The following is a 25694-nucleotide window of genomic DNA, read 5'->3' as shown; positions in this document are numbered from 1 at the left end:
GTCAGCCGGCGTGGACGTGGGGGCGGCGGGAGCGGTCGGGTTCGGCCTCGCGGATGACCTCGCGGGTGACGGGGGCGACCTCGCCCTGGCCGAAGAGGAAGAACCGCAGGAAGTTGGCCATCGGGTTGCCCTCGGTCCACTCGAAGTAGATGTGCGGGCGCTGTCCCGTCTCGTCCCGGACGTGGAGGAGCAGCGCGGCCAGGGCGTTGGGGATGCTGGAGCTCTCCAGGGTCAGGACCCGGTAGCGGTCGTGCAGCACCTCGCCGCGCACCCGCATCCCGGACTCGAACTCGGACGCGTCCAGGACGGTGACCTCGACGAACATGACGTCGTCCTCGGACGGGATGTCGTTGTCCGCGCGGATCTGCGCCTTCTTCTGCCGGTACTCCTCAATGTCCCTGTTGTCCGGCTCGTTGGCGATGAAGCGGATCGTCCGGTTGGCGGTGTCGCGGATGAACCGCTCGGCCATGTCGTCGAGCTCGATGTGCGTGACCCGCAGCTCGAAGACGCGGGCGAGGCGGGAGAGCAGGGAGAGGGCCATGATGCCGGCGATGAAGCAGGCGCCGATCTTCACGCCGTCGGGGCGCTCGACCACGTTGACCGCGGTGGTGTAGATGAAGACGGCGGAGATGAGGCCGAAGCCGATGGTCCAGCCGCGTTCGCCGGCCTTGCGGGCGGCGATGGTCACGGCGACGGCCGCCGAGGTGATCAGGACGAGGACACCGGTGGCGTAGGCGCCGCCCTGGGCGTCCACGTCGGCGTTGAACAGCCAGGTGACCAGGAACGCGATCAGCGTGAAGACGATGACCATCGGGCGCAGGGCGCGTGCCCAGTGCGGGGCCATGCCGTAGCGGGGCAGGTAGCGGGGCATCAGGTTGAGCAGGCCGGCCATGGCGGAGGAGCCCGCGAACCACAGGATGAGGATCGTCGAGACGTCGTAGACCGTGCCGAAGGCGGAGCCCAGGTACTCGTGCGCCAGGTACGCGAGGGCGCGGCCGTTGGCCTCGCCGCCCGCCTTGAACTGGTCGGCGGGGATCAGCAGCGTGGTGACGAAGCTGCTGGTGATGAGGAAGACGCTCATGATCACGGCGGCCGCGGTCAGCAGCTTCTTCGTACCCCGGATCCGGCCGGCGGGGTTCTCCTCCGTGTCGTCGGGGGAGCCCTCGACGTGCGGCATGACCGCGACCCCGGTCTCGAACCCGGACAGGCCGAGGGCCAGCTTGGGGAAGACGACGAGCGCGATGGCGATCATCATGAACACGTTGCCGTGCTCGGTGACCAGCGCCTGTTTCCAGTCGGTGATCACGTGCGGCTCGTTGATGACCTTCCACAGGCCGACCCCGATGACGACGACGTTCAGCGCGAGGTACGAGAAGACCAGCGCCACGGCCACCCCGATGGCCTCGCTGAAGCCCTTGAGGAACACCGCGCCGAGCAGGGCGATCAGGATCAGGGTGATGAGCACCTGGTGGCCGTTGAGCGTGCTCGTCAGGTGCGGGTTCTCGACCAGGTGCGCGGTCGCGTCGGCCGCCGACAGGGTGATCGTGATCAGGAAGTCGGTGGCCGCGAAGCCCAGCAGGGTCAGGACGAACAGCTTGCCCTTCCAGAACGACAGCAGCCGCTCCAGCATGGCGATCGAGCCCTCGCCGCGCGGGCTCTCCTCCGCGACCCGGCGGTAGACGGGCAGCGCCCCCAGCAGGGTCAGCACCACCAGCACGATCGTCGCCAGCGGCGAGAGCAGACCGGCCGCGAGGGCGGCGATGCCCGGCTGGTAACCGAGGGTCGAGAAGTAGTCGAGACCGGTCAGGCACATGACCCGCCACCAGGGGCGCCCCTCGTGCGCGGTCTCGGGGTGCTGCTGCTGCTTGTGGCGCTGGTCGGTCAAGCCTTCCAGCAGCCACGCGCGCAGGCGCGAGGTGCGGGCAGGGGTGGCCATCGTGGGGCGCTCCTGTCATACGGCATGGTTTCAGCCATCGACCTCGACGGCTGAGCCAGCGTACGCACCGGACAGTCAGCCAATACGTCCATATCCCCGTCTGACGAAATCCTGACGCGTCTTTAACGCTCTTCCTTCCGGTGGCGTAGTGCACGTACTCCCGCTGGAGCCGGCCGAGGGCCCACGGATCCGCTCAGCCGAGGCCCGGCAAGGGGGAGACGACGAGGTCGATCAGCTTGATGCCGACGAACGGGAGGACGAGGCCGCCCAGGCCGTAGACGGCGAGGTTGCGGCGCAGCAGGTCGTGGGCAGAGGCCGGCCGGTAGCGGACGCCCCGCAGGGCGAGCGGGATGAGCGCGATGATGATCAGCGCGTTGAAGATGATCGCTGAGGTGATGGCGGACTGCGGGCTGCTCAGACCCATGATGTTCAGCGCCTCCAGACCCGGGTAGGCCGAAGTGAACATCGCGGGAATGATCGCGAAGTACTTCGCGACGTCGTTGGTGATCGAGAAGGTGGTCAGCGCGCCGCGGGTGATCAGGAGCTGCTTGCCGATCTCGACGATCTCGATGAGCTTGGTCGGGTTGGAGTCCAGGTCGACCATGTTCCCGGCCTCCTTGGCGGCCGAGGTGCCCGTGTTCATCGCCACGCCGACGTCGGCCTGGGCCAGGGCCGGCGCGTCGTTCGTCCCGTCGCCCGTCATCGCGACCAGCCGGCCGCCGGTCTGCTCCCGCTTGATGAGGGCCATCTTGTCCTCGGGGGTGGCCTCGGCCAGGTACTCGTCGACGCCTGCCTCGGCGGCGATGGCGCGGGCGGTCAGCTCGTTGTCGCCGGTCACCATGACCGTGCGGATGCCCATGCTGCGCAGCTCCGCGAACCGCTCCCGGATCCCCTCCTTGACCACGTCCTTGAGGTGGATGATGCCCAGGGCCCGGGGCCCGTCCCAGTCGTGGACGGCCACCAGCAGCGGGGTCCCGCCCGACTGCGACACCTGCGCGGACCAGGCCGCGGCCTCCGCCGGGACCGTGCCGCCGCGCTGCGCCACCCAGTCCATGACCTGTGCCGCAGCGCCCTTGCGGATGGCGAGTCCGGCGCCGTTGTCCCAGCTCAGATTGATGCCGCTCATACGGGTGCGGGCGCTGAACTCGGTGAAGCGGGGGCCGGCGAGCTCGTGCACGGCGGGCGGGGTGAAACCGTACTGGGCGGCGAGCCGGACCACCGACCGGCCCTCGGGCGTCTCGTCGGCGAGGGAGGACAGCTGGGCGGCGTCCGCCAGCCTGCCGTGGTCGACGCCCGGCAGCGGGACGAAATCGACGGCCTCGCGGTTGCCGTGCGTGATCGTGCCGGTCTTGTCGAGGAGGAGGGTGTTCACGTCGCCGGCCGCCTCGACGGCACGGCCGGACATGGCCAGGACGTTGCGCTGGACCAGGCGGTCCATGCCGGCGATGCCGATGGCGGACAGCAGGGCGCCGATGGTGGTGGGGATCAGGGTGACGAGCAGGGCGACCAGGACGGTGGTCGACTGGGCGGCCTTCGCATAGGCGGCCATCGGTTCGAGGCTGACGACGACCAGGACGAAGACGACGGTGAGCGCGGCGAGCAGGATGTTCAGCGCGATCTCGTTGGGGGTCTTCTGCCGGGAGGCGCCCTCGACCAGATTGATCATCCGGTCGATGAAGCTGTCGCCGGGCCGCGAGGTGACGCGGACGACGACCGCGTCCGACAGGACGGTCGTACCGCCGGTGACGCCCGACCGGTCGCCGCCCGACTCCCGCAGGACGGGGGCGGACTCGCCGGTGACGGCCGATTCGTCGATCATGGCCGCACCGTCGACGACGTCGCCGTCCGCCGGGACGAGTTCCCCCGCCTCGACGAGGACGAAGTCGAAGGGCTGGAGTTCGGCCGGCGTGACCACCTCGGTCTCCGCCGTGCGCAGGTTCGCCCCGTACGTCCAGTGCTTCAGCCGTACGGCGACCGTGTCCGTACGGGCCTTGCGCAGCGAGGCCGCCTGCGCGCGGCCGCGGCCCTCGGCGACCGCCTCCGCGAAGTTGGCGAAGAGGACGGTCAGCCACAGCCAGACGCTGATCACCCACGTGAAGACGGACGGGTGGATCAGTGCGGAGAGCGTGGTGAGGACGGAGCCGACCGCGACGACGAACAGCACCGGCTTCCCGATCAGTTCGCGCGGGTGCAGCTTGGCCACCGCCTCGCGGAGGGAGGCGGCGAGCTGCCCGGGCTCCAGCATGTTCGCCGGTCCGGGGCGCTTGCGGGGCGGGCGGGCGGCCGGTGGCTGCGGAGGAGTCCCGAGACCCGGGGGAACGTGCTGCGCGGCAGCGGAAGACATCGAAGTACCTTCTCGGCGGATTCGACAGGAGGCCCCTGCCCGCACGCCGGCGGACAGGGGCAGGAAGGGAAGGATGGGCGCGCTGCCGGGCGCCCTCATGGGCCCCCTCGGCCGTCACATGCGGATCGGTGGCCCGGCAGCGCAACAGACAGGAACCTAACGCCCCTTCGCGGGCGGGACCGGCTTCCCGAGGGGGAATTGGCAGCTTCTTGATGGCCTGCGCACGGGACGCGTCAGGCATCCGTCAAGGGCGCGTCAGCGGGCGCCGGTCCGGTGTCGGCGGTGATGCGGAAGCGGAGCCGGCAGATCACCGCGTCGGTGTCCCGGCGTACGGCGTGGGCGACGACCGAGCCGCGCTGGTTCTGCAGGAGCCGCTGCCACAGCCGCTCCGGCTCGGTCTCCGGGATCAGCACGGTGACCTGGACTCCCGGCTGCCGCTCCGCCAGCGTGCGGACGTAGCCGGACACCGGGCGGCCCAGCGAACGTGTCGGCGAGGGGAGTTCGACGAGCTCGACGCCCGGGTTCCACAGCTCCCAGTCGCGGCGCAGCGCCTCGGCGGCCTGCTGGTCCTCCGGGGCCGGGTGGGTGACGGTCACCGCGAGGACCTCGTCGCCGAGCGAGCGGGCCGCGGTCAGCGCCCGGCACGTCAGCAGGGACAGCCCGGACACCGGGACGACCACCAGCGAGCGGGAACGCCGCGGGGGCTGGGGCACCCGCCCCAGCTCCAGGCGCTCGCCGATCCGCCCGTACGTCCGGTGCACCTTCTCGAACGCGAGGACGAGCAGCGGCAGCGCGACGACGATCAGCCAGGCGCCCTCCGTGAACTTGGTCGAGGTCACCACGACCGCGGAGACGCCCGTCAGGAGCCCTCCGAAGCCGTTGAGAGCGGCCTTCCCCTGCCAGCCGGCGGGACGCTCCAGCGCCCAGTGCCGGACCATGCCGACCTGGCAGATGGTGAAGCCGACGAAGACGCCGATGGCGAAGAGCGGTACGAGGGAGTTGGCGTCGCCTCCGGAGAAGAGGAGCAGCACGGCGGAGACCAGGGCCAGCCAGACGACACCGTGCCGGTGGACCTGCCGGTCGGCCTTGAGCGCGAAGACGTGCGGCAGGAAGTGGTCCCGCGCGAGCAGGCTCATCAGGACGGGCAGGCCGCCGAAGGAGGTGTTGGCGGCGAGGGCCAGCAGCACCACGGTGGCGAACTGGACGACGTAGAAGGCGGCGTTGTGGCCGAAGGAGGCGTCGGCGAGCTGCGCGAGGACGGTGACGCCCTCGACCGGCTGGAGGTGGAAGCGGCCGATGAGGACGGACAGGCCGATCAGCATCACGCCGAGCAGGGCCCCGAGGGCCACTTCGGTGCGCTGGGCCCGACGGGCGGCGGGGGCCCGGAAGGACGGCACCGCGTTGGCCACGGCCTCGACGCCGGTGAGGGCGGAGCAGCCGGCGGCGAACGCCTTGAGGAGGAGCAGGGCGCCGACGGTGGTGGCACCGTCGCCGAGGGCGGAGGCGTGCCCGGCGGCGGTCTCCGTCGACACCGGGCCCTCCCGGAACAGGCCGACGGTGATCATCGCCAGGATGGAGCCGACGAAGACGGCGGTGGGGACCAGGAAGGCCTTGGCGGAGTCCACCACCCCGCGCAGGTTGACGGCGGTGACCAGCACCAGCACGCCCAGGCAGATCCACACGCGGTCCCCGTACAGGGAGGGGAAGGCGGAGGTCAGGGCGGCCACGCCGGCGGTGACGGAGACGGCCACGTTGAGCACGTAGTCGAGGATCAGCGAGGCCGCCGCGACCAGGCTCGTACGGCGCCCGAGGTGCCGCTTGGCCACGGCGTAGGAGCCGCCGCCTTCCGGGAAGGCGGCGATGACCTGACGGTAGGAGGCCACCAGCACGGCCAGCAGCGCGGCGATCGCCACGGTCACCGGGAGGGTGAAGCCGAGGCCGTACGCCCCGGCGGCCGCGAGGACGAGCACGATGGACTCGGGCCCGTAGGCCACGGAGGCCATGGCGTCGAGCGACAGGGCGGCCAGGCCCTGTAGGGCGGTCAGCCTGTGCCGCTCCCCCGTCGCTTTTCCTGTGTGCATGGCCATGTCGCCGTGTTCCTCCGAAGTGAGCAAAGTGAGGACAGCGTCGGAGTACCGGACCACCACCGCCAGCGGTCTTTGCGAGATCCATACGCCCGTCCCGCCACTCTTCGCGCACTTCATACGCCGACGCCGCCCCCGACACCGCCGGACGGGCCCGGAGGGGAGGAAAGCCGCACTTCGCGGCAGGTCGAGGCGATCGGCGTCAGGGCGGCGTTAAAGGTTCCTGCCCGCCCGTATGGACCTCATCAAGGTGTCTTAACGCGGTCGGCTCCTCACGGTTTGCTCGGTCTCGGCCAGTCCGGCCGATTCCATCTCATCACTTCATCAGGAGCTCACGATGGCCGATCTGGCCTTCGTCGTCACCACGGTCGCGGTCTTCGCGCTGGTGGCTCTCATCGCCCGGGGGGTGGCGAAGCTGTGACTGCCGAGAACATCGTCGGCCTCCTCGTCGCCGTCGCCCTGCTCGGGTACCTCGTCCTCGCCCTCGTCAAGCCGGAGAGGTTCTGAGCCGACATGAGTCCCCAGATCGCCGGTGTGCTCCAGCTGCTCGCCCTGATCGCCGCCCTGGCCCTGGCCTACCGCCCGCTCGGCGACTACATGGCCAAGGTCTACTCCTCCGAGAAGCACTACGCGCCGGAGAAGTGGATCTACAAGGCCATCGGCGCCAACCCCGCCACGGAGATGCGCTGGCCCGCCTACCTGCGCGGCGTCCTCGCCTTCTCCGCGGTGAGCGTCCTGTTCCTCTACGCCCTCCAGCGGCTCCAGGGCGTCCTGCCCGGGTCGCTCGGGTTCCAGTCGATCGACCCCGACCAGGCCTTCAACACCGCGGCCTCCTTCGTGGCGAACACCAACTGGCAGTCGTACTCCGGCGAACAGGCCATGGGCCACGTCGTGCAGACCGGCGGCCTGGCGGTGCAGAACTTCGTCTCCGCCGCCGTCGGCATGGCCGTCGCCGTGGCGCTCGTACGGGGCTTCGCCCGGTCCCGCACCGGTGAACTCGGCAACTTCTGGGCCGACCTGGTGCGCGGCACCGTCCGCATTCTGCTGCCGATCTCCGTCATCGGCGCGATGGTCCTGGTCGCCTGCGGGGCGATCCAGAACTTCTCCGGGATCCACGAGGTCGGTCAGTTCTCGAACGAGCACGGCCTCGGCGGCACCCAGCAGTGGAACGGGGGCGCGGTCGCGTCCCAGGAAGTCATCAAGGAACTCGGCACGAACGGCGGCGGCTACTTCAACGCCAACTCCGCCCACCCGTTCGAGAACCCGACCCCCTTCTCCAACCTGTTCGAGATCTTCCTGATCCTGGTCATCCCCTTCGCCCTGACCCGGACCTTCGGCCGCATGGTCGGGAACCTGCGGCAGGGCTACGCGATCCTCGCGACGATGGCCCTCATCTGGCTCGGGTTCACCGCGCTCATGATGTGGACCGAGTTCGCCCACCACGGCCCGGCCCTCCAGGCGGCGGGCGGCGCGATGGAGGGCAAGGAGACCCGCTTCGGCGTCGGCGCCTCGGCGATCTTCTCGGTCGCCACCACCCTCACCTCCACCGGCGCGGTCAACTCCTTCCACTCCTCCTACACCGGTCTCGGCGGCGGCATCCAGCTGCTGGGCATGCAGCTCGGCGAGATCGCACCCGGCGGCGTCGGCTCCGGCCTCTACGGCATGCTCGTCATGGCGATCATCGCCGTGTTCATCGCCGGCCTCATGGTCGGCCGCACCCCCGAGTACCTCGGCAAGAAGATCAGCACCCGCGAGATCAAGTTCGCGGCCTGCTACATCCTGATCACCCCGGCGCTCGTGCTCTGCTTCACCGCCGCGGCCATGGCCCTGCCGACGCCGCCGCACTCGATGCTCAACTCCGGGGCGCACGGCTTCTCCGAGGTCCTGTACGCCTACACCTCGGGCGCCAACAACAACGGCTCGGCCTTCGGCGGCCTGAACGCCGACACCCAGTGGTTCAACTCGACCATCGGCATCGCGATGCTGCTGGGCCGCTTCCTGCCCATGGTGTTCGTCCTCGCGCTGGCCGGCTCCCTCGCCGAACAGAAGCCGGTACCGGAGACGGCGGGCACCCTGCGCACCGACAAGCCCCTCTACGCCGGCCTGCTCGTCGGCACGATCATCATCATCACCGGTCTGACCTACTTCCCCGCGCTCGCGCTCGGACCGCTCGCCGAAGGACTGGCGTCATGACCTCCGACACCACGAAGCAGGAGGGCGTCATGTCGACCGTGACTCCGACCCGCGCTCCGCACCAGGACGTACCCACCGGCCACAAGCCCGAGGCCGGCCGCGTCGGCGGCGGGCTGTTCGACCCCAAGCAGCTGCTGAAGTCCTTCCCGGACGCCGTCCGCAAGCTCGACCCCCGGGTGATGGTCAAGTCCCCGGTCATGTTCGTCGTCCTGGTCGGCTCGGTGGTCACCACCGTCCTCGCGCTCACGGACCCGACGGACTGGTTCGGCTGGGCGATCACCGCCTGGCTGTGGCTGACCACGATCTTCGCCAACCTCGCCGAGGCCGTCGCCGAGGGCCGCGGCAAGGCCCAGGCCGACACCCTGCGCAAGGCCAAGACCGACACCGTCGCTCGCCGCCTGGCCGGGGACGGCACGACGGAGGAGCAGGTCCCGGGCACCGATCTGAAGATCGGCGACCTGGTGGTCTGTGAAGCCGGCGACGTCATTCCCGGCGACGGTGACGTCGTCGAGGGTGTCGCTTCCGTGGACGAGTCCGCCATCACCGGCGAATCCGCCCCCGTCATCCGGGAGTCCGGCGGTGACCGCAGCGCGGTGACCGGTGGCACGAAGGTGCTCTCGGACCGCGTCGTCATCAAGATCACGACGAAGCCCGGCGAGACCTTCATCGACCGCATGATCAACCTGGTCGAGGGCGCCGCCCGGCAGAAGACCCCCAACGAGATCGCCCTCAACATCCTCCTGGCGTCCCTCACCATCGTCTTCCTGCTGGCCGTCGTCACCCTCCAGCCCTTCGCGATCTACGCCGGCGCCAAGCAGTCGATGATCGTGCTGACCGCCCTGCTGGTCTGCCTCATCCCCACCACCATCGGCGCCCTGCTCTCGGCCATCGGCATCGCCGGCATGGACCGCCTGGTGCAGCGCAATGTCCTGGCCATGTCCGGGCGTGCCGTCGAGGCCGCCGGTGACGTCTCCACGCTGCTGCTCGACAAGACCGGCACCATCACCCTCGGCAACCGCCAAGCCGCCGAGTTCGTCGCCGTCAAGGGCACCACGCAGGCGGCGCTCGCCGATGCCGCACAGCTCTCCTCCCTCGCCGACGAGACCCCCGAGGGCCGCTCGATCGTCGTCCTGGCCAAGGAGAAGTACGGCCTGCGCGAACGGCACCAGGGCGAGCTCGCCCACGCCACGTGGATCGAGTTCACCGCCCAGACCCGTATGTCGGGCGTCGACGTCGACGGCAGGAAGGTCCGCAAGGGCGCGGCCGGTTCCGTCATCGCCTGGGTCACCGAGCAGGGCGGCGAGGTCACCGAGGAGGCAGGCACGCTGGCCGACACGATCTCCCAGGCCGGCGGCACCCCGCTGCTGGTCGCCGTCGAGGACGCCGACGGCGCCCGGGTCCTGGGTGTCATCCACCTCAAGGACGTGGTCAAGGAGGGCATGCGCGACCGCTTCGACGAGCTGCGCCGCATGGGCATCAAGACCGTCATGATCACCGGCGACAACCCGCTCACCGCGAAGGCCATCGCGGAAGAGGCCGGCGTCGACGACTTCCTCGCCGAGGCCACCCCCGAGGACAAGATGGCCCTCATCAAGCGGGAACAGGCCGGCGGCAAGCTCGTCGCCATGACCGGTGACGGGACGAACGACGCCCCCGCCCTGGCCCAGGCCGACGTCGGCGTCGCGATGAACACGGGCACCTCGGCCGCCAAGGAGGCCGGGAACATGGTGGACCTGGACTCCAACCCCACCAAGCTCATCGAGATCGTCGAGATCGGCAAGCAGCTCCTCATCACCCGCGGCGCCCTCACGACCTTCTCCATCGCCAACGACGTCGCCAAGTACTTCGCGATCATCCCGGCCATGTTCGCCGTGGTCTACCCGGGCCTGGACAAGCTCAACATCATGGGGCTCGCGTCCCCCGAGTCGGCGATCCTCTCCGCGGTGATCTTCAACGCGCTGATCATCGTGGCGCTCGTGCCGCTCGCCCTCAAGGGCGTCCAGTACAAGCCCACCAGCGCCGACAAGATGCTCCGCCGCAACCTCGGCGTCTACGGACTCGGCGGCCTCATCGCCCCGTTCATCGGCATCAAGCTCATCGACCTGCTCATCTCCCTCATCCCCGGAATCGGCTGAGAAACGACCATGAACACATCCGTAGGCAACACGGCACGCGTGCTCGGCGCAGGGCTGCGCGCCCTGCTCGTCCTGACGATCGTGTGCGGCGTGCTCTACCCGCTCGCCGTCACCGGGATCGCCCAGGCCCTCTTCCACGACAAGGCCAACGGGTCGGAGATCAAGGACAAGAGCGGGCACGTCGTCGGTTCCGCCCTCATCGGGCAGAGCTACAACCTGCCCAAGCAGAACCCGAACGACCCCGAGGAAGCCGCCAAGCCGGACCTGAAGTGGTTCCAGCCGCGGCCCTCCAACGGCCTGGGCGCCAACAGCGTCAACACCCAGTACGCGCTGATCCTCTCCGGCGCCACCAACAAGGCCGCCGACAACCCGGAGCTCGTCAAGCTGGTCGAGGACGCCAAGGCGGCCGTGGTCGCCGACAACTCCACCGCCGGCCACCAGGTCAAGCCCGAGGACGTGCCCGCCGACGCGGTCACCTCCTCCGGCTCCGGCCTGGACCCGAACATCTCCCCTGAGTACGCCGAACTCCAGATCAACCGGGTGGCCGAGAAGAACGGACTGTCCGTCAAGCAGGTCGAAAAGCTGGTGAAGGACCACACGGAGGGCCGGCAGCTCGGCTTCATGGGCGAGCCCCGCGTCAACGTGCTGGAGCTCAACACCGCCCTCAAGGCCCTGTCCAAGAACTGACCGTCCCTCCCGCACGGAACGGGAACCGGCGGCGCGCGGACTCCCGCACCCCGCCGGTTCCCGACCGCTGCGCACACAACGAAGGAAAGGCTGCCCACCGATGACCCGGGTGCTGGTGGTGGAGGACGATCCCCAGCTCGTCCGCGCGCTGAGGATCAACCTCCAGGCGCGCAAGTTCGACGTCGACGAGGCCGGCGACGGCACCTCGGCACTGCGGCTGGCCACCGCACGCAGACCCGACATCATCGTCCTCGACCTCGGGCTGCCCGACATGGACGGCATCGAGGTCATCAGAGGGGTACGCGGCTGGAGCCGGGTCCCGATCGTGGTGCTCTCCGCCCGGCACACCTCCGAGGACAAGATCCGCGCGCTGGACGCCGGCGCCGACGACTACGTCACCAAGCCCTTCAGCATGGACGAGCTGCTGGCCCGGCTGCGGGCCGCCTCGCGCAGACAGGCGGAGCCGGTGCGGAGCGCCGACGACGTCACGGTGGTCGACACCGACGAGTTCACCATCGACCTGCTCGCGAAGAAGGTCCGCCGCGGCGACCGCACCGTGCGGCTCACGCCGACCGAGTGGCACCTGCTGGAGATCCTCGTCACCCACCCGGGTCACCTGATCACACAGAGCCGGCTGCTGCTGGAGGTCTGGGGCCCCACCTACAGTGAGAACACCAACTACCTTCGCGTCTACATGGCCCAGCTGCGGCGCAAGCTCGAGGCGGATCCCTCGCATCCCCGGTACCTGATCACCGAGCCGGGCATGGGCTACCGCTTCGAACCCTGAACAGAAGAAGAGTCACGATCATGGGACGCGGAAAGCTCCGTATCTACCTCGGCTCGGCACCCGGCGTCGGCAAGACGTACGCGATGCTCTCCGAGGCACACCGCAGGGTCGAACGGGGCACCGACTGCGTCGTCGGCTTCGTCGAGCACCACAGCCGGCCGCGTACGGAGGTGATGCTGCACGGCCTGGAGCTGGTGCCACGACGGGACCTCGACTACCGGGGCGCCACGTTCGCCGAGATGGACGTCGACGCGATTCTCGCCCGGCGCCCGGCGGTCGCGCTGGTGGACGAGCTCGCCCACACCAACATCCCCGGTTCCCGCAACGCCAAGCGGTGGCAGGACGTCGAGGAACTGCTCCAGGCCGGGATCGACGTGGTCTCCACGGTCAACATCCAGCACCTGGAGTCCCTGGGCGACGTCGTCGAGACGATAACGGGCGTACGGCAGCGGGAAACGGTCCCCGACGAGGTGGTGCGGCGGGCCGACCAGATCGAGCTGGTCGACATGTCGCCGCAGGCCCTGCGCCGGCGCATGGCCCACGGGAACGTCTACAAGGCCGACAAGGTCGACGCGGCCCTGTCCAACTACTTCCGCCCCGGGAACCTGACCGCCCTGCGGGAGCTGGCCCTGCTGTGGACCGCCGACCGGGTCGACGAGTACCTGCGGGAGTACCGCGGAGAGCACAACATCCGCACGACCTGGCAGGCACGTGAGCGCATCGTCGTCGGACTCACCGGCGGCCCGGAGGGCCGTACGCTGATCCGCCGGGCCGCGCGCCTGGCCGAGAAGGGCGCCGGCGGTGAGGTCCTGGCGGTCTACATCGCCGCGAGCGACGGTCTCACCGCCGCCTCGCCCAAGGAACTCGCCGTCCAGCGCACCCTGGTCGAGGACCTCGGCGGCACCTTCCACCACGTCATAGGGGACGACGTCTCCGACGCCCTGCTGGAGTTCGCCCGCGGGGTCAACGCGACGCAGATCGTCCTCGGTGTGAGCCGCCGGCGCTCCTGGCAGTACGTGTTCGGCCCCGGGGTCAGCGCGACCGTCGCCCGCGAGTCCGGCCCGGACCTGGACGTGCACATCGTCACCCACGACGAGGCCGCCAAGGGCCGGGGGCTGCCCGTCCCCCGCCGGGCGCGGCTGGGGCGCGCCCGGATCGTGTGGGGCTGGATCGCCGGCGTCGCCGGCCCGGCCCTGCTGACCCTGCTGCTCAGCCAGGCCGTACCCGAGCTCGGCCTCGCCAACGACATGCTGCTGTTCCTCACGTGCACCGTGGCGGCGGCCCTGCTGGGCGGGCTGCTGCCCGCGCTCGCGTCGGCGGCGGTGGGCTCCCTGCTCCTCAACTACTTCTTCACCCCGCCCCTCTACCAGCTGACGATCTCCGACCCGAGGAACATCGTCGCCATCGCCATCTTCGTCGGCGTCGCCGTCTCCGTGGCGTCCGTGGTGGACCTGGCCGCCCGCCGCACCCACCAGGCCGCCCGGCTGCGCGCGGAGTCCGAGATCCTCTCGTTCCTCGCCGGCAGCGTCCTGCGCGGCGAGGACACCCTCGACGCCCTGCTCGAACGGCTCCGCGAGACCTTCGCCATGGACTCCGTGGCCCTGCTGGAGCGCGCCGACGAGGTCGCCCCCTGGACCACGGCGGCCGCGGTCGGCAGCCACCCCGTCGTCCGGCCCGAGGACGCCGACGTCGACATGCCGATCGGCGAGAACATGGCCGTCGCCCTCTCCGGCCGGGTGCTGCCCGCCGAGGACCGCCGCGTGCTCGGCGCCTTCGCCGCACAGGCCGCCGTCGTACTCGACCGCCAGCGCCTGGTCGGCGAGGCCGAGGACGCCCGGCGCCTCGCGGAGGCCAACCGCATCCGCACCGCGCTCCTCGCCGCCGTCAGCCACGACCTGCGCACCCCGCTCGCCGGTATCAAGGCCTCCGTCACCTCCCTCCGCTCGGAGGACGTCGAGTGGTCGGAGGAGGACCGGGCCGACCTGCTGGAGGGCATCGAGGAGGGCGCCGACCGGCTGTCCGCCCTGATCGGCAACCTCCTGGACATGTCCCGGCTCAACACCGGCACCGTCGTCCCCCTGATCCGTGTGACCGACCTCGACGAAGTGGTCCCGATGGCCCTGGGCGGCGTACCGGAGGACAGCGTCGAACTCGACATCCCCGAAACGCTCCCCATGGTCGCCGTGGACCGGGGCCTGTTGGAGCGCGCCGTCGCGAACATCGTGGAGAACGCCGTCAAGTACAGCCCCCGGGGTCAGCCGGTCCTCGTGACCGCCAGCGCCCTGCACGACCGGGTCGAACTCCGCGTGGTGGACCGGGGCCCCGGCGTCCCGGACGAGGCCAAGGGCCGCATCTTCGAACCCTTCCAGCGCCACGGCGACGCCCCACGCGGCGCGGGCGTGGGCCTGGGCCTCGCCGTCGCCCGCGGCTTCACCGAAGCCGTCGACGGCACCCTGACCGCCGAGGACACCCCTGGCGGAGGCCTGACCATGGTCCTCACCCTGCCCATGGCGGGGCACGAACCCCCCGTCACGGCCGAGCTGCCCACGTCGGCGGTCAGCTGACGGGCGACGGACCCGGCACGGAAGCCGTACGCGTCAGGCCATCCAGAAGAAGACGGCCGTCATCCGCTTGTCCTCCAGGGTGCTGCCCGCGTAACTGGTCGCGGTGTGGATGAGGTTGGCCGAGTACAGCAGCAGACGGTTGTAGCGGGGCGGGACGCGCAGGTCCTCGGTGAAGGAGTCCTCGGGCACGAAGCGGGTGCCGAGGGCGTCGACCAGGTTGTTGTGCGGGGCGAGCACCTGATTGCCGCCGAGGACGCCGCCGGGCAGATTCTGGCGGTAGAAGCTGGTTCCGCAGTCCTTGGGCAGGTCCGGGCTGAGATACAGCACCGCCGCGTAGCGGCACAGGCTCCGGGAGTCGGTGTGCGGGCGCGGTTCGCATTCGTCCTTGCCGACGACCTGGACGCAGTTGTGGTTGAAGGTGCCACCGCCGGCGGGATCCACGGCCCAGACCTTGCTCACGCCGACGGTCTCGCACACCAGCTTCTCCACGTGCGCGAGCTCCGCCGGTTCGAGACCGGGCATCGTGCGCAGCCCCGGCCACGGCTCGGGCTTGTGGGGGTAGCCCTCCACCCAGTCGTCCCGGCCGAGCACACGGGCCCGTACGGCATCGGGGTCGGGCAGGACGTCGTCCAGGATCCAGTAGTCCCGACCGCGCGTCGGCTTGCGGTACGGCAGCACCTGGAGCCTGCCAGGGCGTGGGGGGTGTGAGGGCAGAGACGGCATGACCGGAACGCTAGGGCTGGGGAGGGCGGCATGCACCAAAGCACCGCCAAGACTGCGGCAAGACATCGTCATGCAGGCCTGCGGCACCGTTGAAATGCCCGTATACCGACCGGCCCCGCAAGGAGCCGGAGCAGACGGCTACGGGCATGTGGCCGGGCGGCCGGTCGGGTGCCGTCAGCGGCCGGCGTACGGCAGCAGCGCCATCTCCCGCGCGTTCTTGATGGCGGTGGCGAGGGCGCGCTGCTGCTGGGCCGTCACCCGGGTGACGCGTCGGCTGCGGATCTTCCCCCGGTCGGAGATGAACTTCCGCAGCAGGTCGGTGTCCTTGTAGTCGATGTAGGTGATCTTGGCCGCGTCGAGTGGGTTGGGCCGGGACTTCACGGGCTTGCTGGGGTGCGGGCGTCGGGCCATGGGGCGGCTTCTCCTTGCATGAACGATTCGGTTACGGCCCCGCCGGGCCGTGATCAGTGATGTGCGGGTGTCAGGCGGCGTCGAGGAGGGAGTCGAACGCGGCGGGCAGGTGCTTCCAGGCTTCGCGTCCCGACCCGTACTCCGCGTCCGTCAACAGGCAGGAGTCGAGGAGCCGTTCCAGCCCGTCCCGGTCCAGGCCGGGCGAGGTGAAGACGAGGTGCTGGCAGCAGTCGCCGTGGTCCGGGTGCCAGTCGAGGGCGGCCGCCGCCCGGCGCATGGGCGGGACCAGGTCCCACGCCGCGTCGGGCAGTGACGCCAGCCACGGCCCGGCGCTCTCCACGCACAGCGCTCCGCCGGCCGCGTCCCAGGCCAGCAGCGTGTCGGGGCGGTCGGCGAGCCAGAACCTGCCGCGGCTCCGGGCGGCGGCACAGCACAGGTCTTCGAGCGCCTCGTAGAGGCGTTCGGGATGGAACGGCCGTCTGCGGCGCCACACGAACGTGGTGACGCCTGCCTCGTCGGCTTCCTGGGGCAGGAGCGCGCACGCGGGGTGCTGGGCGGCCGCGGCGGCCTCGACGTCGAACCCGGCGAACGCGGCCCGTGCGAGTTCGGTGGACGCGGCCGGCACCCGTCGCGCGGTGGGATGCAGCTGCCCGAGCAGGGCGTGGTCCTCGTCGTCGGCCTCCTCGCTGTCGACGACGGCGAGGACGGGCGCGTACTCCAGCTGACGGGCCCAGGTGTCGCCGACGGTCCGCTGGTCGGTGGGGGCCGCGGCGAGCCCGGCCTCGGCGAGGTCGTCGCCGTTGGCGAGGTACGGCAGGACGAGCGCGGGGTCCACGGCGGTGATCACACCGGTCACGACCAGCCGGTCCCCGCCGTGCCCGGCGATGACCTCCGCCATGGCCTTCGGTTCGACCGAGTCCCACAGCTCGACCACGGCGAGACGGGTCAGACCGCTGCCCGCCATCCGCTCCAGCTCCGGGACCAGGTCCTCGCGCAGCGCGCAGCACGCGCAGTCGTTGACCAGGGGCGTCTCGCCGCGGGAGAGGGTGCCCGACGCGTCGCGGATCAGGCGGAGCACGGTGCCGTCGGGCGCCGCGGCCAGGTCGTGGTGCAGCGCCACACTGCCCGGAACCGCTCGCAGGAGGCGCTCCACGACCTCCTTCCGTGCGTCGGCATGGAGACCGGCGACGATGACGACGGGAAGCTGGTGGACGTGGGCCATCAACGGGCCCCGTAGCGGCGCTCGAACTTCTCGACACGGCCTGCGGTGTCGAGTACGCGAGCGGTGCCGGTGTAGAAGGGGTGGCTCGCGGAGGAGATCTCCACGTCGACGACCGGATAGGTGTTGCCGTCCTCCCAGTCGACGGTCTTGTCACTGGTCATCGTGGAGCGGGTGAGGAACGCGGTGCCGGAGGCGGAGTCGCGGAAGACGACGGGCCCGTAGGCGGGGTGGATTCCGGGCTTCATGGCAGGGGCCTTTCGATGAGTCGGGCGGGGTGTGCGGGGATCAGCGCTCTTCGCGGAAGTCGACGTGGCGGCGGACGACGGGGTCGTACTTGCGCAGCACCAGCCGGTCGGGGTCGTTGCGGCGGTTCTTGCGCGTCACATAGGTGAACCCGGTGCCTGCCGTGGAACGGAGTTTGACGATCGGGCGGATCTCGTTGCGTGCCATGAGGCTAGTATATGACACTGGTTTTCATTACCAATATGCAGAGCCATCGAGAAAGGCGGCAGCACACATGTCAGCCCACTGCCAACTGACCGGCGCCAAGCCGGGCTTCGGCAACGCCATCTCCCACTCGCACCGGCGCACCTCGCGCCGCTTCGACCCGAACGTCCAGCGCAAGCGCTACTGGCTGCCGAGCGAGGGGCGCCACGTCCGCCTGACGCTGAGCGCCAAGGCGATCAAGACGGTGGACGCGATCGGCATCGAGGCCGCCGTGACCCGGATCCGCGCACGGGGAGGGAAGGTCTGATGGCGAAGAAGAGCAAGATCGCGCAGAACGAGAAGCGCAAGGAGACCGTCGCGCGGTACGCCGCCCGGCGGGCCGAGCTCAAGGAGGTCATCCGGCGCCCGTCCGCCACCGCGGCCGAACGGGAGGCCGCCCTCGCGGAGCTGCGCCGGCAACCGCGCAACGCCAGCGCCACCCGAGTGCGCAACCGCGACAGCGTGGACGGCCGCCCGCGCGGCTACCTGCGCAAGTTCGGCCTCTCGCGCGTGCGAGCCCGGCAGCAGGCGCACGCCGGCTTCCTGCCAGGAGTGACGAAGTCGTCCTGGTAGGCGACGCGCAAGGGCGTCCCGTACGCGTGCGGCACCTCAACGGGCAAGCAAGGGGGCTCGAAGAGGTGCCGCACGCGTACTCCGATCCGCACACGGGGCCTTCACGCCTTTCCTGTGCCCGGGACCGGCCATTCCGCGCAGGTGTCCGCTTTGGTACATGCCAATGGGGCCGCCTTCGCGTGATGATCACGCCGCCGCCGGTCCGGCGGCCGTTGACACGTGTGTGATCAGGGGGAATCGAGCCATGCCCGAAAGCACCCGCACCACCAGAACCCGTACCCGGATGTGGCGCCGTGCCCTGGCGACGGCAGCCGTCCTCGCGGCGACCGGAAGCATCCTCACGGTCGCCCCGCAGCCCGCCCATGCCGCACTGCCGGCGCAGTCGATCGCCGACCCGGTGCACTACTGGAACGACGTGCTGCAGAACCTCTTCCGCAAGGCGGGCGGCGGCCCGGTCCCGATGACGCGGGCAGCCGCCATGATGAACGCCGCGATCTACGACGCGGAGAGCTCCTACCAGCTGAAGTGGAAGGGCCGGATGACGTCCGAGCCCTACCTCCACGCCGAGAACTACGCGGGCTGGGTCGAGGGCCCCGACGAGGAGGAGCGGGTCGTCGGGCGTACCGCCTACAACATCCTGCTCGACCTCTACGGCGTGAACCGGCCCGACAAGAACGCGCCCGACTTCACGGCTTACCTCGACCAGCGCTTCCGCGACCGGTTCGGCACGGAACCCACCCAGGGCGACCTGCTGGACGTCACCGTCGTGAGCAAGATGGTCAGCCAGATGATGGACGCCCGCGCCGGGGACGGCTCGGACAACAAGCAGGCCTACACGGGTGACAACAAGCCCGGCTCCTGGCGGCCCACCAGCTACCCCGACATGGTCGACGCGAAGTGCCAGGTGGACGGCGACGCCGTCAACCCGTTCTGGGGCCAGGTCAAGCCGTTCTCGCTGAGCTCCGGCTCGCAGTTCCGGCCCACCACGCTCGCGCAGTACGGCACCTACGAGGACCTCGTGGCCAGCCCCGGGTACAAGGCTCAGGTCGACGCCGTCCGCAGGGCCGGCGCCGCCGTCCCCACGGCAGCCACCCCGGTGATCGACCGCACCCCGGACCAGCTGAACGCCGCCTGGTTCTGGGCCAACGACAACGACGGCACGTACAAGCCCCCGGGCCACATGCTCCAGGCCACCCGGGAGGTCGCCAAGGCCCGGGGGCTGAGCACCTACGCCAACGCCCGCCTCTTCGCGCTCGTCTCCATCGCGCTGGCCGACACCGGGATAGCCGTCCGGGACGCGAAGTTCTCCACCCCCATCGACCTGTGGCGCCCGGTCTCGGCGATCCGCGAGGGCGGCCTGGACGCCCAGTGGAAGCCGCTCCTGAAGAACAACGACGGCGTCAACGTCAACCCGTGCTTCCCCGCCTACGTCTCTGGCCACGCCTCCTTCGGCGGCGCCTGGGCGGGCGTGATGAAACGCTACTTCGGCAGCGACAACATCTCCTTCGACCTCACCACCGACGAGCCCCTCGCCCCGGTCAAGCAGCGCCACTTCACCAGCTTCACCGCCGCCGCCAAGGAAGACGCGGACAGCCGCATCTGGCTCGGCGTCCACTATCCGTGGGACGCCACCGACGGCCTCACCCTCGGCGACAAGGTCGCCGGCCAGGTCTTCAGCACCAAGCTCCGCACCCTGTGACACCGGCGGGGCGGGGCTCGCCGTAGCCCCGCCCCGGCACCTCGTGTCCGGATCTGACAGAACATGGTCATTGCGGCCATCATGGCGGGGCGACATGATCGAGGCATGCTCCCACCGCACAGGGTCGTCATCGCCGCCTTCCCCGGCGTCGAACTGCTCAACGTCACCGGCCCGGCCGAGGTGTTCTCGGTGGCCACCCGGGTCGCAGGCACCGGCCGGCCCGGGTACGCCGTCCGCATCGCGACCCCCGACGGCGAGCCGGTGACCACCGCCGGCGGGATCCGGCTGATGGCCGACCTGACGCTGGACGAGGTGCCCGGGGACGTGGACACCCTCCTCGTGTCCGGCGCCGTCCGGGTGGACGACCACGGGGTGGAACCGGTGCTCGACCCCGGGATCATCGACTGGCTCCGGGAAGCCGCACCCGGTACCCACCGGGTGGCCGCCGTCTGCTCGGGCGCGCACCTGCTCGCGGCGGCCGGGCTGCTGGACGGGCTGTGCGTCACGACCCACTGGCGGACGGCCGCCCGGCTGGCCGCCGACCACCCGCGCGTCACCGTCGACCCGGACCCGATCTTCATCCGGGAAGGCCGTCTGTGGACCTGCGCCGGCATCGCCTCGGGGATGGACATGGCGCTGGCCATGGTCACCGAGGACCACGGCCCCGAACTCGCCCTGGCCACCGCCCGCACGATGGTCATGTACGTCAAACGCGCGGGCGGACAAAGCCAGTTCAGCGTCCCGCTCACGGCTCCCGTCGACCCCGCAGACCGGATCGACGCCCTGCGCGTGTGGATCGGCGAACACCTCCCCGAGGACCTGTCCGCCGAGGTCCTGGCCGCGCGGCTGCACCTGAGCGTGCGCCACTTCTCCCGGCTGTTCCGGCGGCGCACCGGCACCACCCCCGCCGCCTACGTCGAATCCGTCCGGCTGGAGGCCGCCCGCCGGCTGCTCCAGGACAGCGGCCACGACCTGCCCGAGATCGCCGCCCTCAGCGGCCTCGGCTCCGTGGAGAGCCTGCACCGCGCCTTCCTCCGCCACCTCGGGACCACGCCCGCCGCATACCGGCGCCGCTTCCGTTAGACCGACCCGTCCCCATCCCGACCGCCCGCGAACCACCGCGCGGCGGAAGACAGCCATGCCCGAGGAGAGAACCGTGTCCCGAACCAAGGTCGTCCCGATCCCCGTCATGGGCCGGCACAACATCAACGCCTACCTGCTGCTGGGCCGCCGGCCCGTCATCGTCGACGCCGGAACACCCGGCAGTGGCCGGAGGATCCGCGACCAGGTCGCCGCCCACGGTGTGGACCCCGCCGACGTGTCGTTGATCATCGTCACGCACGGGCACATCGACCACTTCGGCTCCGCCGCCGAACTGCACCGCCTCACCGGGGCGCCGGTGGCGGGACACATCGCGGACCTCGGTCCGTTCCGTACCGGCCGGGTCCGGGAGCCGTACCTGCCCACGGGTCCGATGGGCCGCCTCATGGCCAAGAACAAGGACCTGCACCTGCAGGTCGAACCGTTCGAACCCGACGTCCTCGTGACCGGCGAGACCGACCTGGAGGACTTCGGGATCGCAGCGCGCATCATGCCCACCCCGGGGCACACCGCCGGATCGATCTCCGTCCTCACGGACCAGGGCGACCTCGTCGCCGGTGACTTGATCGCCAACTCCTTCTTCGGCCTCGTACGCGGCCGGCCCGCCAACCCGCCCTTCCACGACGACCCGCTGCTCAACCTCGCCAGCCTGCACAAGATGCTCGACCTGAACCCCACCAGACTCCACGTCGGCCACGGCACACCCCTCGCCCCCGACCGCGTACGACGCTGGGCCTCCCGGGAACACCAGCGGTTGTCCCGGCTCCAAGCGGCGGGGCGGATCCGCACCCGTGCGGAAGACGCAAAGGCCTGACCGGCGCTGAAGACCCTGACCGAGTTCGGTCCGGCGTTCACTTGGGCGGCAGGCCGGCGGCGAAGGTCGAGGATCGCGCCTTGCGTGCCATGATCGGCGCCGCGAGACCGTACAGGCCGCAGGCGTCACCCTGGACGCGGATGCGGGCCAGGGTGCCGCCGTCCGGATGCCCTGCGTCCACTCCGCGTCATGGCGCCAGTCCGTTCCGAAGGCCGCGACCCGCGCGCACGGCAGCGGGATCACCCGCTCCGCCGTCACGTCGACGCCCACGCGCCACCCGCCTCAGCCCCGTTCCGGTGTCCCTCCATCGACCCGCCCCGGCCCGGGGGCCAGGGGCATCGCCCGGCAGTCGAGCGGCATGACGCGGGCGGTGCGGATCACCGAGTTCCTCGGCGGGTACCTGCTGGCGTGGACGGCGTTCGGGCTGCCGGCGTACGGCGGGCCGGCGCTCACCGGAGGCCTGGTCGACCGCGACCCGCAGGCCGGGAAGTGGATCTGTGCGGCGGTACCGGCGAAGAGCGCCGATCCCTGGTTGACCAGGGGCGATCGGGAAGACGGTGGCGGGCAGAGGTGGAGGAGGCCTTGCGGCCTCCTCCACGGTGTGGCGGCGCGGTTCACGCGCGCCCCTTGGGCGCCCCCGCCGCCGGCTCGCTGCTGAAGACGAAGTCGGCCTTCTCGCCGTAGGCCGGTTCGAAATCCAGACCGAAGGCGGACGAGGTGCCGCTGGTACGGCCGATCCCGTACTCGGCGGCGAAGCCGAACATCGCGTTCTTGACCGTGGTCGGCGCGTCGTCGGCGCCGAGCAGCGGCTCGTACGTCAGCCGGGTGCGCCCGGCGACGCTCGCGCCCGGCCGCTCACCGTCGGTGAGCGAGATCTCGCCGCGTTCGGTGCCCACGAATTCGCCGATGAACTGCGCGAGTTCACCCAGCATGCCGCCCTCGCTGCCGGAGAGGATCCGGCCGAGCGCGTCGGCCTGCTCGTCGCTGGCGGCGCTGTCGATGACGACCCCGACCTTCCAGTCGCCGGCCGTCAGGTGGGAGGGGAAGTGGTTGTAGAAGGCGAAGTCGACCCCGGAGAGGTCGGTGTCGTCCAACCGCCCGTCGGCGATGTGGAACACCGCCGCGCCCCGGCACTCGGTGCCGCCCTGCGCGTCCCTCGGCTGGGCGTCGACGCTGCAGCCGCAGATCACGGCACACGAGCAGCTGGCCAGGTACTGCCCTGAGATGGTGTACGTCATGGAACCGGTCTCCTCTCGCTCGAGGACCCCGTCGTCCGGCCCTTCCGGACGGCGTCGGGGCTGGGTGGGTCGGTGGTGAGCGGGAGGTGGGCATGGCGATGTGCTCCGCTCCACGGGATCGGTCGGGGAGCGCCGGTACTTTCACGCTAGGCGTGCTCGACGTGGTCTGTAAACCGTCCGCGGCCGCCGCCGGGTGTCTCGATCGCCGGAACAGCCCAAGCCTCGGGTGCCGGGCGCAGCGGGCAGGGCCGACTCACGGTGACACATGGTGCCGCTGCGGGTGCGGGGTGTGAGACGGTCCCCGGCCGGCCTCCGGGGCGACCGCTGCCAGAGCCTCCTGGCCGGGTGCGCTCCCGGTCGCGCCGAAGGAACGCAGCACCCGCTGGTGCAGTGCCCGCAGGCCCCTCTCCTCGGACATGCTTGGCGTGGCTCCGGGCAGCGCGAAGGGGGGTGGTGCGGTCGATCAGGATCGTCGGCGAGCCGTTCGTGCCCCGCCGGGCCCACCGTTCTCCAGCACCGAGCGACGTCCCGCGGAACCATCGACCGCACCTTCAGCTCACGCACGGCGCCCAGCCGCAGCAGGCGTAAACCGTGACACGCCCAACCCCCGCAACCGCCTCCCCCATCGCCCTTCCCTGCCTGGCCGCACACGGCGGAGGTGTGCGGTGAACGGCCCCGCCATCGCCGTCACCGGGCTCGGCATGCTCACTCCTGCCGGGATCGGCGTGGAGGCCACCTGGGAAGGAGTCCTGGACGGTAAGTCGACAGCCGCCACCAGCGACCAGCCGGCCGGTCTGCCCGTCGACTTCTGCTGCTCCCTGCCCCACTTCGACGCCGCCGGCGTCCTGGGCCGCCGTACCGCGCACCGCCTGGACCGCTCCAGCCGGCTGGCCGTCATCGCCGCCAAGGAAGCCCTGGGTTTGGTCGACCGCGATGGCCTCGGAACCCAGGGGCTGGGGACTCGACGAGCCGCCAACCCGAATCCAAGACCAATCCTGCGGCCCGCATCGGATCCGCAAGACGACGACCAGCCCACCGCCCACCGCCCAGCCTCCCGGCGTCGCGGCCAGCATGGGTGATCGTCACGCGACCAGGGCTCCCGCCTCGGCCTACGCTCAGCCTCGCCGATCACGTCTTTCCCCGTGGCGCAGGGGATGACGGCAGGGTGCGAAGAATCGCACCCTGCCCGCGGCGTGGCGCCCTGCACGGTGGTTCCGGTCAGTTGGTGGCCGTCAGTGCCTCGCGTGCGGTGGTGAGGATCTCCTCGGAGAGCGCGGAGCCTTTGGTGGCCCGGGACAGGACGAGTGCGCCGAGCATGGTGCACAACCGGGTGATGCCGTCATGGTCCTTGGTGTCGAGCCAGTCGGCGAAGTCGCCCACTCCCTGGGTGTAGACGCGGCGGGCCTCGCTTTCTCCGCCGTCGCGGGCCATGTCGGTGGCGAGTGCGGCGGCGGGGCACCCGTCTGCCGCGCTGTCGCGGTGCTCGGTGGAGAGGTAGGTGTCGATCAGCGCCCGCTGGGCGGCGTCGCGCTGCCCGGCGTACTGATCGAGCCCGTCCCTGTGGTGCTGGGCGAGTTCGCCGAACGCGTGGGCGGTGGCTTCGTCGATGAGTGCCTCCTTGGAGGCGAACTGCTTGTAGAAGCCGCCGTGGGTCATACCGGCCGCCTTCATGAGGTCGGCGACGCTTACGTGGGTCCCCTGTTCCCGGAACAGGCGGGACGCGGTTTCAACGACCCGCCGGCGGTTCTCCTGCGCCTGCGCCTGCGATACGCGGGCCATCGGCCACCTCCCGATTGGATGTCGACTGGCATCTATCTTAGACCAGTGCTTAGATTGCACTCGTAATCTAATTTCTGTGGGTCGCTTGACGGCGGCCGTGGCGCTGGGAGTGGGCATGGAACTGAAGGACGCGGTAGCAGTGGTCACCGGCGCCAACCGGGGGCTCGGGCGGCATCTGGCCGCCCAGCTCGTGGAACGCGGGGCCAAGGTGTACGCGGCGGCCCGTCGCCCCGAAACGGTGGACCTTCCGGGTGTCATCCCGCTGCGGCTCGACGTGACGGACGCGGAGTCGATCCGGGTGGCGGCTCACACCGCCTCCGACGCGACGCTGCTGGTCAACAATGCCGGCATCTCCACCGGAACGCCGTTGATCGCGGGCAGCCCGGACGTGGTGCGCCTGGAGATGGAGGTGAACTTCTTCGGCCCGCTCGCCGTGACGCGGGCTTTCGCCCCGGTCATCGAGTCCAACGGCGGCGGCGCCGTGCTCAACGTGCTGTCGGTCCTGTCCTGGCTGCACCCGGCCGACCTCGGCGCCTACGCCGCGGCGAAGGCCGCGGCATGGGCGCTGACCGGCGCGACCCGAGAAGAGCTGGCGCCCCGCGGCATCACCGTGTCGGCGCTGCACGTCGGATACATGGACACGGACATGGCCGTCGGCGTTCCCGCCGACCAGAAGGCCGACCCTGCCGAGGTCGCCGCCCAGGCCCTGTCCGACATCGAGCGAGGACTGCCCGAGATCCTCGCCGACGAGACCACCCGACACGTGAAGCGGAGCCTGGCCGCATCGCCGAACGCAGCGTGAGGCGCGCCCGCCGCATCGGCGTGGGGCGTCATGAACCAGCAGTGAATGCCAGAAAGCATCTCGCACCGGGGCAGCCGAAGCGAGCGGAGATCCCGTCCCTGTGCGGACGAGACAGG

24 protein-coding genes are annotated in these 25694 nt (G+C 70.6%); 13 read left to right on the top strand and 11 right to left on the bottom strand.

Annotation, left to right across the window (positions count from 1 at the left end; translation table 11 throughout):
• Position 1 precedes the first annotated feature (1 nt).
• The 3 genes from AB0F18_RS11490 to AB0F18_RS11480 all read right to left on the bottom strand — a co-directional run bounded on the left by AB0F18_RS11490 (position 2) and on the right by AB0F18_RS11480 (position 6367).
• On the bottom strand, positions 2-1936 hold the full coding sequence (locus AB0F18_RS11490) for an amino acid transporter (protein WP_362057771.1): 1935 nt from the start codon (positions 1934-1936) through the stop codon (positions 2-4).
• A gap of 193 nt (positions 1937-2129) precedes the next feature.
• Positions 2130-4280 (bottom strand): potassium-transporting ATPase subunit KdpB, encoded by a 2151-nt coding sequence (kdpB, locus tag AB0F18_RS11485; RefSeq protein ID WP_362057768.1) that lies wholly within the window; start codon positions 4278-4280, stop codon positions 2130-2132.
• Between the two features lie 233 nt (positions 4281-4513).
• Positions 4514-6367 (bottom strand): APC family permease, encoded by a 1854-nt coding sequence (locus AB0F18_RS11480; RefSeq protein WP_362057765.1) that lies wholly within the window; start codon positions 6365-6367, stop codon positions 4514-4516.
• Between the two features lie 414 nt (positions 6368-6781).
• On the opposite strand from AB0F18_RS11480, the gene kdpF reads away from it, so the two are divergent.
• From kdpF to AB0F18_RS11450, 6 genes are all read left to right on the top strand, one after another.
• Complete coding sequence (kdpF, locus tag AB0F18_RS11475; RefSeq protein WP_266387857.1) at positions 6782-6871, top strand: K(+)-transporting ATPase subunit F; 90 nt, start codon at positions 6782-6784, stop codon at positions 6869-6871.
• 6 nt (positions 6872-6877) lie between these two features.
• Positions 6878-8557 carry a potassium-transporting ATPase subunit KdpA gene (gene kdpA, locus AB0F18_RS11470; RefSeq protein WP_362057761.1) on the top strand — a complete coding sequence of 560 codons (1680 nt, stop codon included), beginning with the start codon at positions 6878-6880 and terminating at the stop codon, positions 8555-8557.
• A complete protein-coding gene (gene kdpB / locus AB0F18_RS11465; RefSeq protein ID WP_362057758.1) occupies positions 8554-10692 on the top strand; it encodes a potassium-transporting ATPase subunit KdpB in 2139 nt (712 codons plus the stop codon). The genes kdpA and kdpB (AB0F18_RS11465) overlap by 4 nt, the downstream gene beginning before the upstream one ends.
• A 9-nt stretch (positions 10693-10701) precedes the next feature.
• On the top strand, positions 10702-11379 hold the full coding sequence (locus AB0F18_RS11460; protein ID WP_362057755.1) for a potassium-transporting ATPase subunit C: 678 nt from the start codon (positions 10702-10704) through the stop codon (positions 11377-11379).
• 100 nt (positions 11380-11479) lie between these two features.
• Entirely contained in the window at positions 11480-12166 is a 687-nt protein-coding gene (locus AB0F18_RS11455) for a response regulator (protein WP_362057752.1), read from the top strand.
• Between the two features lie 20 nt (positions 12167-12186).
• Positions 12187-14730: a sensor histidine kinase KdpD gene (locus AB0F18_RS11450; protein WP_362057749.1), complete on the top strand. Its 2544-nt coding sequence runs from the start codon at positions 12187-12189 to the stop codon at positions 14728-14730.
• Positions 14731-14763: 33 nt separating this feature from the next.
• On the opposite strand, the gene AB0F18_RS11445 is transcribed toward AB0F18_RS11450, so the two are convergent.
• From AB0F18_RS11445 to rpmG, 5 genes are all read right to left on the bottom strand, one after another.
• The gene (locus AB0F18_RS11445) at positions 14764-15453 is read right to left on the bottom strand and encodes a DUF6445 family protein (protein WP_362057746.1); all 690 of its coding nucleotides are present in this window, start codon (positions 15451-15453) and stop codon (positions 14764-14766) included.
• A 174-nt stretch (positions 15454-15627) separates the two neighbouring features.
• Complete coding sequence (rpsR, locus tag AB0F18_RS11440) at positions 15628-15864, bottom strand: 30S ribosomal protein S18 (RefSeq protein ID WP_362057743.1); 237 nt, start codon at positions 15862-15864, stop codon at positions 15628-15630.
• Positions 15865-15934: 70 nt separating this feature from the next.
• On the bottom strand, positions 15935-17086 hold the full coding sequence (locus AB0F18_RS11435) for a GTP-binding protein (protein ID WP_362057740.1): 1152 nt from the start codon (positions 17084-17086) through the stop codon (positions 15935-15937).
• Positions 17086-17331, bottom strand: coding sequence for a type B 50S ribosomal protein L31 (locus tag AB0F18_RS11430; RefSeq protein WP_362057737.1), 246 nt, complete (start codon positions 17329-17331; stop codon positions 17086-17088). The genes AB0F18_RS11435 and AB0F18_RS11430 overlap by 1 nt, the downstream gene beginning before the upstream one ends.
• Positions 17332-17371: 40 nt before the next feature.
• A complete protein-coding gene (rpmG, locus tag AB0F18_RS11425) occupies positions 17372-17536 on the bottom strand; it encodes a 50S ribosomal protein L33 (RefSeq protein ID WP_362057734.1) in 165 nt (54 codons plus the stop codon).
• A gap of 67 nt (positions 17537-17603) precedes the next feature.
• Between rpmG and rpmB the strand changes: the two genes are divergently transcribed.
• The 5 genes from rpmB to AB0F18_RS11400 all read left to right on the top strand — a co-directional run bounded on the left by rpmB (position 17604) and on the right by AB0F18_RS11400 (position 21759).
• Positions 17604-17840 (top strand): 50S ribosomal protein L28, encoded by a 237-nt coding sequence (gene rpmB, locus AB0F18_RS11420; protein ID WP_362057731.1) that lies wholly within the window; start codon positions 17604-17606, stop codon positions 17838-17840.
• Complete coding sequence (gene rpsN / locus AB0F18_RS11415) at positions 17840-18145, top strand: 30S ribosomal protein S14 (protein ID WP_362057728.1); 306 nt, start codon at positions 17840-17842, stop codon at positions 18143-18145. Before rpmB ends, rpsN begins: the two co-directional genes overlap by 1 nt.
• A gap of 244 nt (positions 18146-18389) precedes the next feature.
• Complete coding sequence (locus AB0F18_RS11410; RefSeq protein ID WP_362057725.1) at positions 18390-19844, top strand: vanadium-dependent haloperoxidase; 1455 nt, start codon at positions 18390-18392, stop codon at positions 19842-19844.
• 105 nt (positions 19845-19949) lie between these two features.
• Entirely contained in the window at positions 19950-20927 is a 978-nt protein-coding gene (locus tag AB0F18_RS11405; protein ID WP_362057722.1) for a helix-turn-helix domain-containing protein, read from the top strand.
• A gap of 73 nt (positions 20928-21000) precedes the next feature.
• Entirely contained in the window at positions 21001-21759 is a 759-nt protein-coding gene (locus AB0F18_RS11400) for an MBL fold metallo-hydrolase (RefSeq protein WP_362057719.1), read from the top strand.
• 37 nt (positions 21760-21796) lie between these two features.
• Here the strand turns inward: AB0F18_RS11400 and AB0F18_RS11395 are convergent, their stop codons facing one another.
• Positions 21797-21940 (bottom strand): hypothetical protein, encoded by a 144-nt coding sequence (locus AB0F18_RS11395; protein WP_362057717.1) that lies wholly within the window; start codon positions 21938-21940, stop codon positions 21797-21799.
• 433 nt (positions 21941-22373) lie between these two features.
• Positions 22374-22997, bottom strand: coding sequence for a DUF1326 domain-containing protein (locus tag AB0F18_RS11390; RefSeq protein ID WP_362057714.1), 624 nt, complete (start codon positions 22995-22997; stop codon positions 22374-22376).
• A 665-nt stretch (positions 22998-23662) separates the two neighbouring features.
• On the opposite strand from AB0F18_RS11390, the gene AB0F18_RS11385 reads away from it, so the two are divergent.
• A complete protein-coding gene (locus AB0F18_RS11385) occupies positions 23663-24076 on the top strand; it encodes a beta-ketoacyl synthase N-terminal-like domain-containing protein (protein WP_362057711.1) in 414 nt (137 codons plus the stop codon).
• A gap of 139 nt (positions 24077-24215) precedes the next feature.
• Here AB0F18_RS11385 and AB0F18_RS11380 read toward each other — a convergent pair whose 3' ends face one another.
• Positions 24216-24776 carry a TetR/AcrR family transcriptional regulator gene (locus tag AB0F18_RS11380; RefSeq protein ID WP_362057708.1) on the bottom strand — a complete coding sequence of 187 codons (561 nt, stop codon included), beginning with the start codon at positions 24774-24776 and terminating at the stop codon, positions 24216-24218.
• Between the two features lie 115 nt (positions 24777-24891).
• Between AB0F18_RS11380 and AB0F18_RS11375 the strand changes: the two genes are divergently transcribed.
• The gene (locus tag AB0F18_RS11375) at positions 24892-25578 is read left to right on the top strand and encodes an SDR family oxidoreductase (RefSeq protein ID WP_362057705.1); all 687 of its coding nucleotides are present in this window, start codon (positions 24892-24894) and stop codon (positions 25576-25578) included.
• Positions 25579-25694 lie beyond the last annotated feature (116 nt).

This window comes from Streptomyces sp. NPDC029216, from assembly GCF_040648015.1.
Classification (GTDB): Bacteria; Actinomycetota; Actinomycetes; order Streptomycetales; family Streptomycetaceae; genus Streptomyces.
Note: the sequence above shows the minus strand (reverse complement) of the source record. Positions and strands in the feature narration are given on the sequence as shown.

Bases quoted from the DNA above. Each gene is read 5' to 3' on its own strand.
- AB0F18_RS11430 (WP_362057737.1), bottom strand. From the start codon at position 17,331: ATGAAGCCCGGAATCCACCCCGCCTACGGGCCCGTCGTCTTCCGCGAC.
- rpsR (WP_362057743.1), bottom strand. From the start codon at position 15,864: ATGGCCCGACGCCCGCACCCCAGCAAGCCCGTGAAGTCCCGGCCCAAC.
- kdpB (WP_362057768.1), bottom strand. From the start codon at position 4,280: ATGTCTTCCGCTGCCGCGCAGCACGTTCCCCCGGGTCTCGGGACTCCT.
- AB0F18_RS11450 (WP_362057749.1), top strand. From the start codon at position 12,187: ATGGGACGCGGAAAGCTCCGTATCTACCTCGGCTCGGCACCCGGCGTC.
- rpmG (WP_362057734.1), bottom strand. From the start codon at position 17,536: ATGGCACGCAACGAGATCCGCCCGATCGTCAAACTCCGTTCCACGGCA.
- AB0F18_RS11455 (WP_362057752.1), top strand. From the start codon at position 11,480: ATGACCCGGGTGCTGGTGGTGGAGGACGATCCCCAGCTCGTCCGCGCG.
- AB0F18_RS11405 (WP_362057722.1), top strand. From the start codon at position 19,950: ATGCTCCCACCGCACAGGGTCGTCATCGCCGCCTTCCCCGGCGTCGAA.
- AB0F18_RS11490 (WP_362057771.1), bottom strand. From the start codon at position 1,936: ATGGCCACCCCTGCCCGCACCTCGCGCCTGCGCGCGTGGCTGCTGGAA.
- AB0F18_RS11390 (WP_362057714.1), bottom strand. From the start codon at position 22,997: ATGACGTACACCATCTCAGGGCAGTACCTGGCCAGCTGCTCGTGTGCC.
- AB0F18_RS11480 (WP_362057765.1), bottom strand. From the start codon at position 6,367: ATGGCCATGCACACAGGAAAAGCGACGGGGGAGCGGCACAGGCTGACC.
- AB0F18_RS11410 (WP_362057725.1), top strand. From the start codon at position 18,390: ATGCCCGAAAGCACCCGCACCACCAGAACCCGTACCCGGATGTGGCGC.
- rpmB (WP_362057731.1), top strand. From the start codon at position 17,604: ATGTCAGCCCACTGCCAACTGACCGGCGCCAAGCCGGGCTTCGGCAAC.
- AB0F18_RS11435 (WP_362057740.1), bottom strand. From the start codon at position 17,086: ATGGCCCACGTCCACCAGCTTCCCGTCGTCATCGTCGCCGGTCTCCAT.
- kdpB (WP_362057758.1), top strand. From the start codon at position 8,554: ATGACCTCCGACACCACGAAGCAGGAGGGCGTCATGTCGACCGTGACT.
- AB0F18_RS11460 (WP_362057755.1), top strand. From the start codon at position 10,702: ATGAACACATCCGTAGGCAACACGGCACGCGTGCTCGGCGCAGGGCTG.
- AB0F18_RS11445 (WP_362057746.1), bottom strand. From the start codon at position 15,453: ATGCCGTCTCTGCCCTCACACCCCCCACGCCCTGGCAGGCTCCAGGTG.
- kdpA (WP_362057761.1), top strand. From the start codon at position 6,878: ATGAGTCCCCAGATCGCCGGTGTGCTCCAGCTGCTCGCCCTGATCGCC.
- AB0F18_RS11375 (WP_362057705.1), top strand. From the start codon at position 24,892: ATGGAACTGAAGGACGCGGTAGCAGTGGTCACCGGCGCCAACCGGGGG.
- AB0F18_RS11380 (WP_362057708.1), bottom strand. From the start codon at position 24,776: ATGGCCCGCGTATCGCAGGCGCAGGCGCAGGAGAACCGCCGGCGGGTC.
- rpsN (WP_362057728.1), top strand. From the start codon at position 17,840: ATGGCGAAGAAGAGCAAGATCGCGCAGAACGAGAAGCGCAAGGAGACC.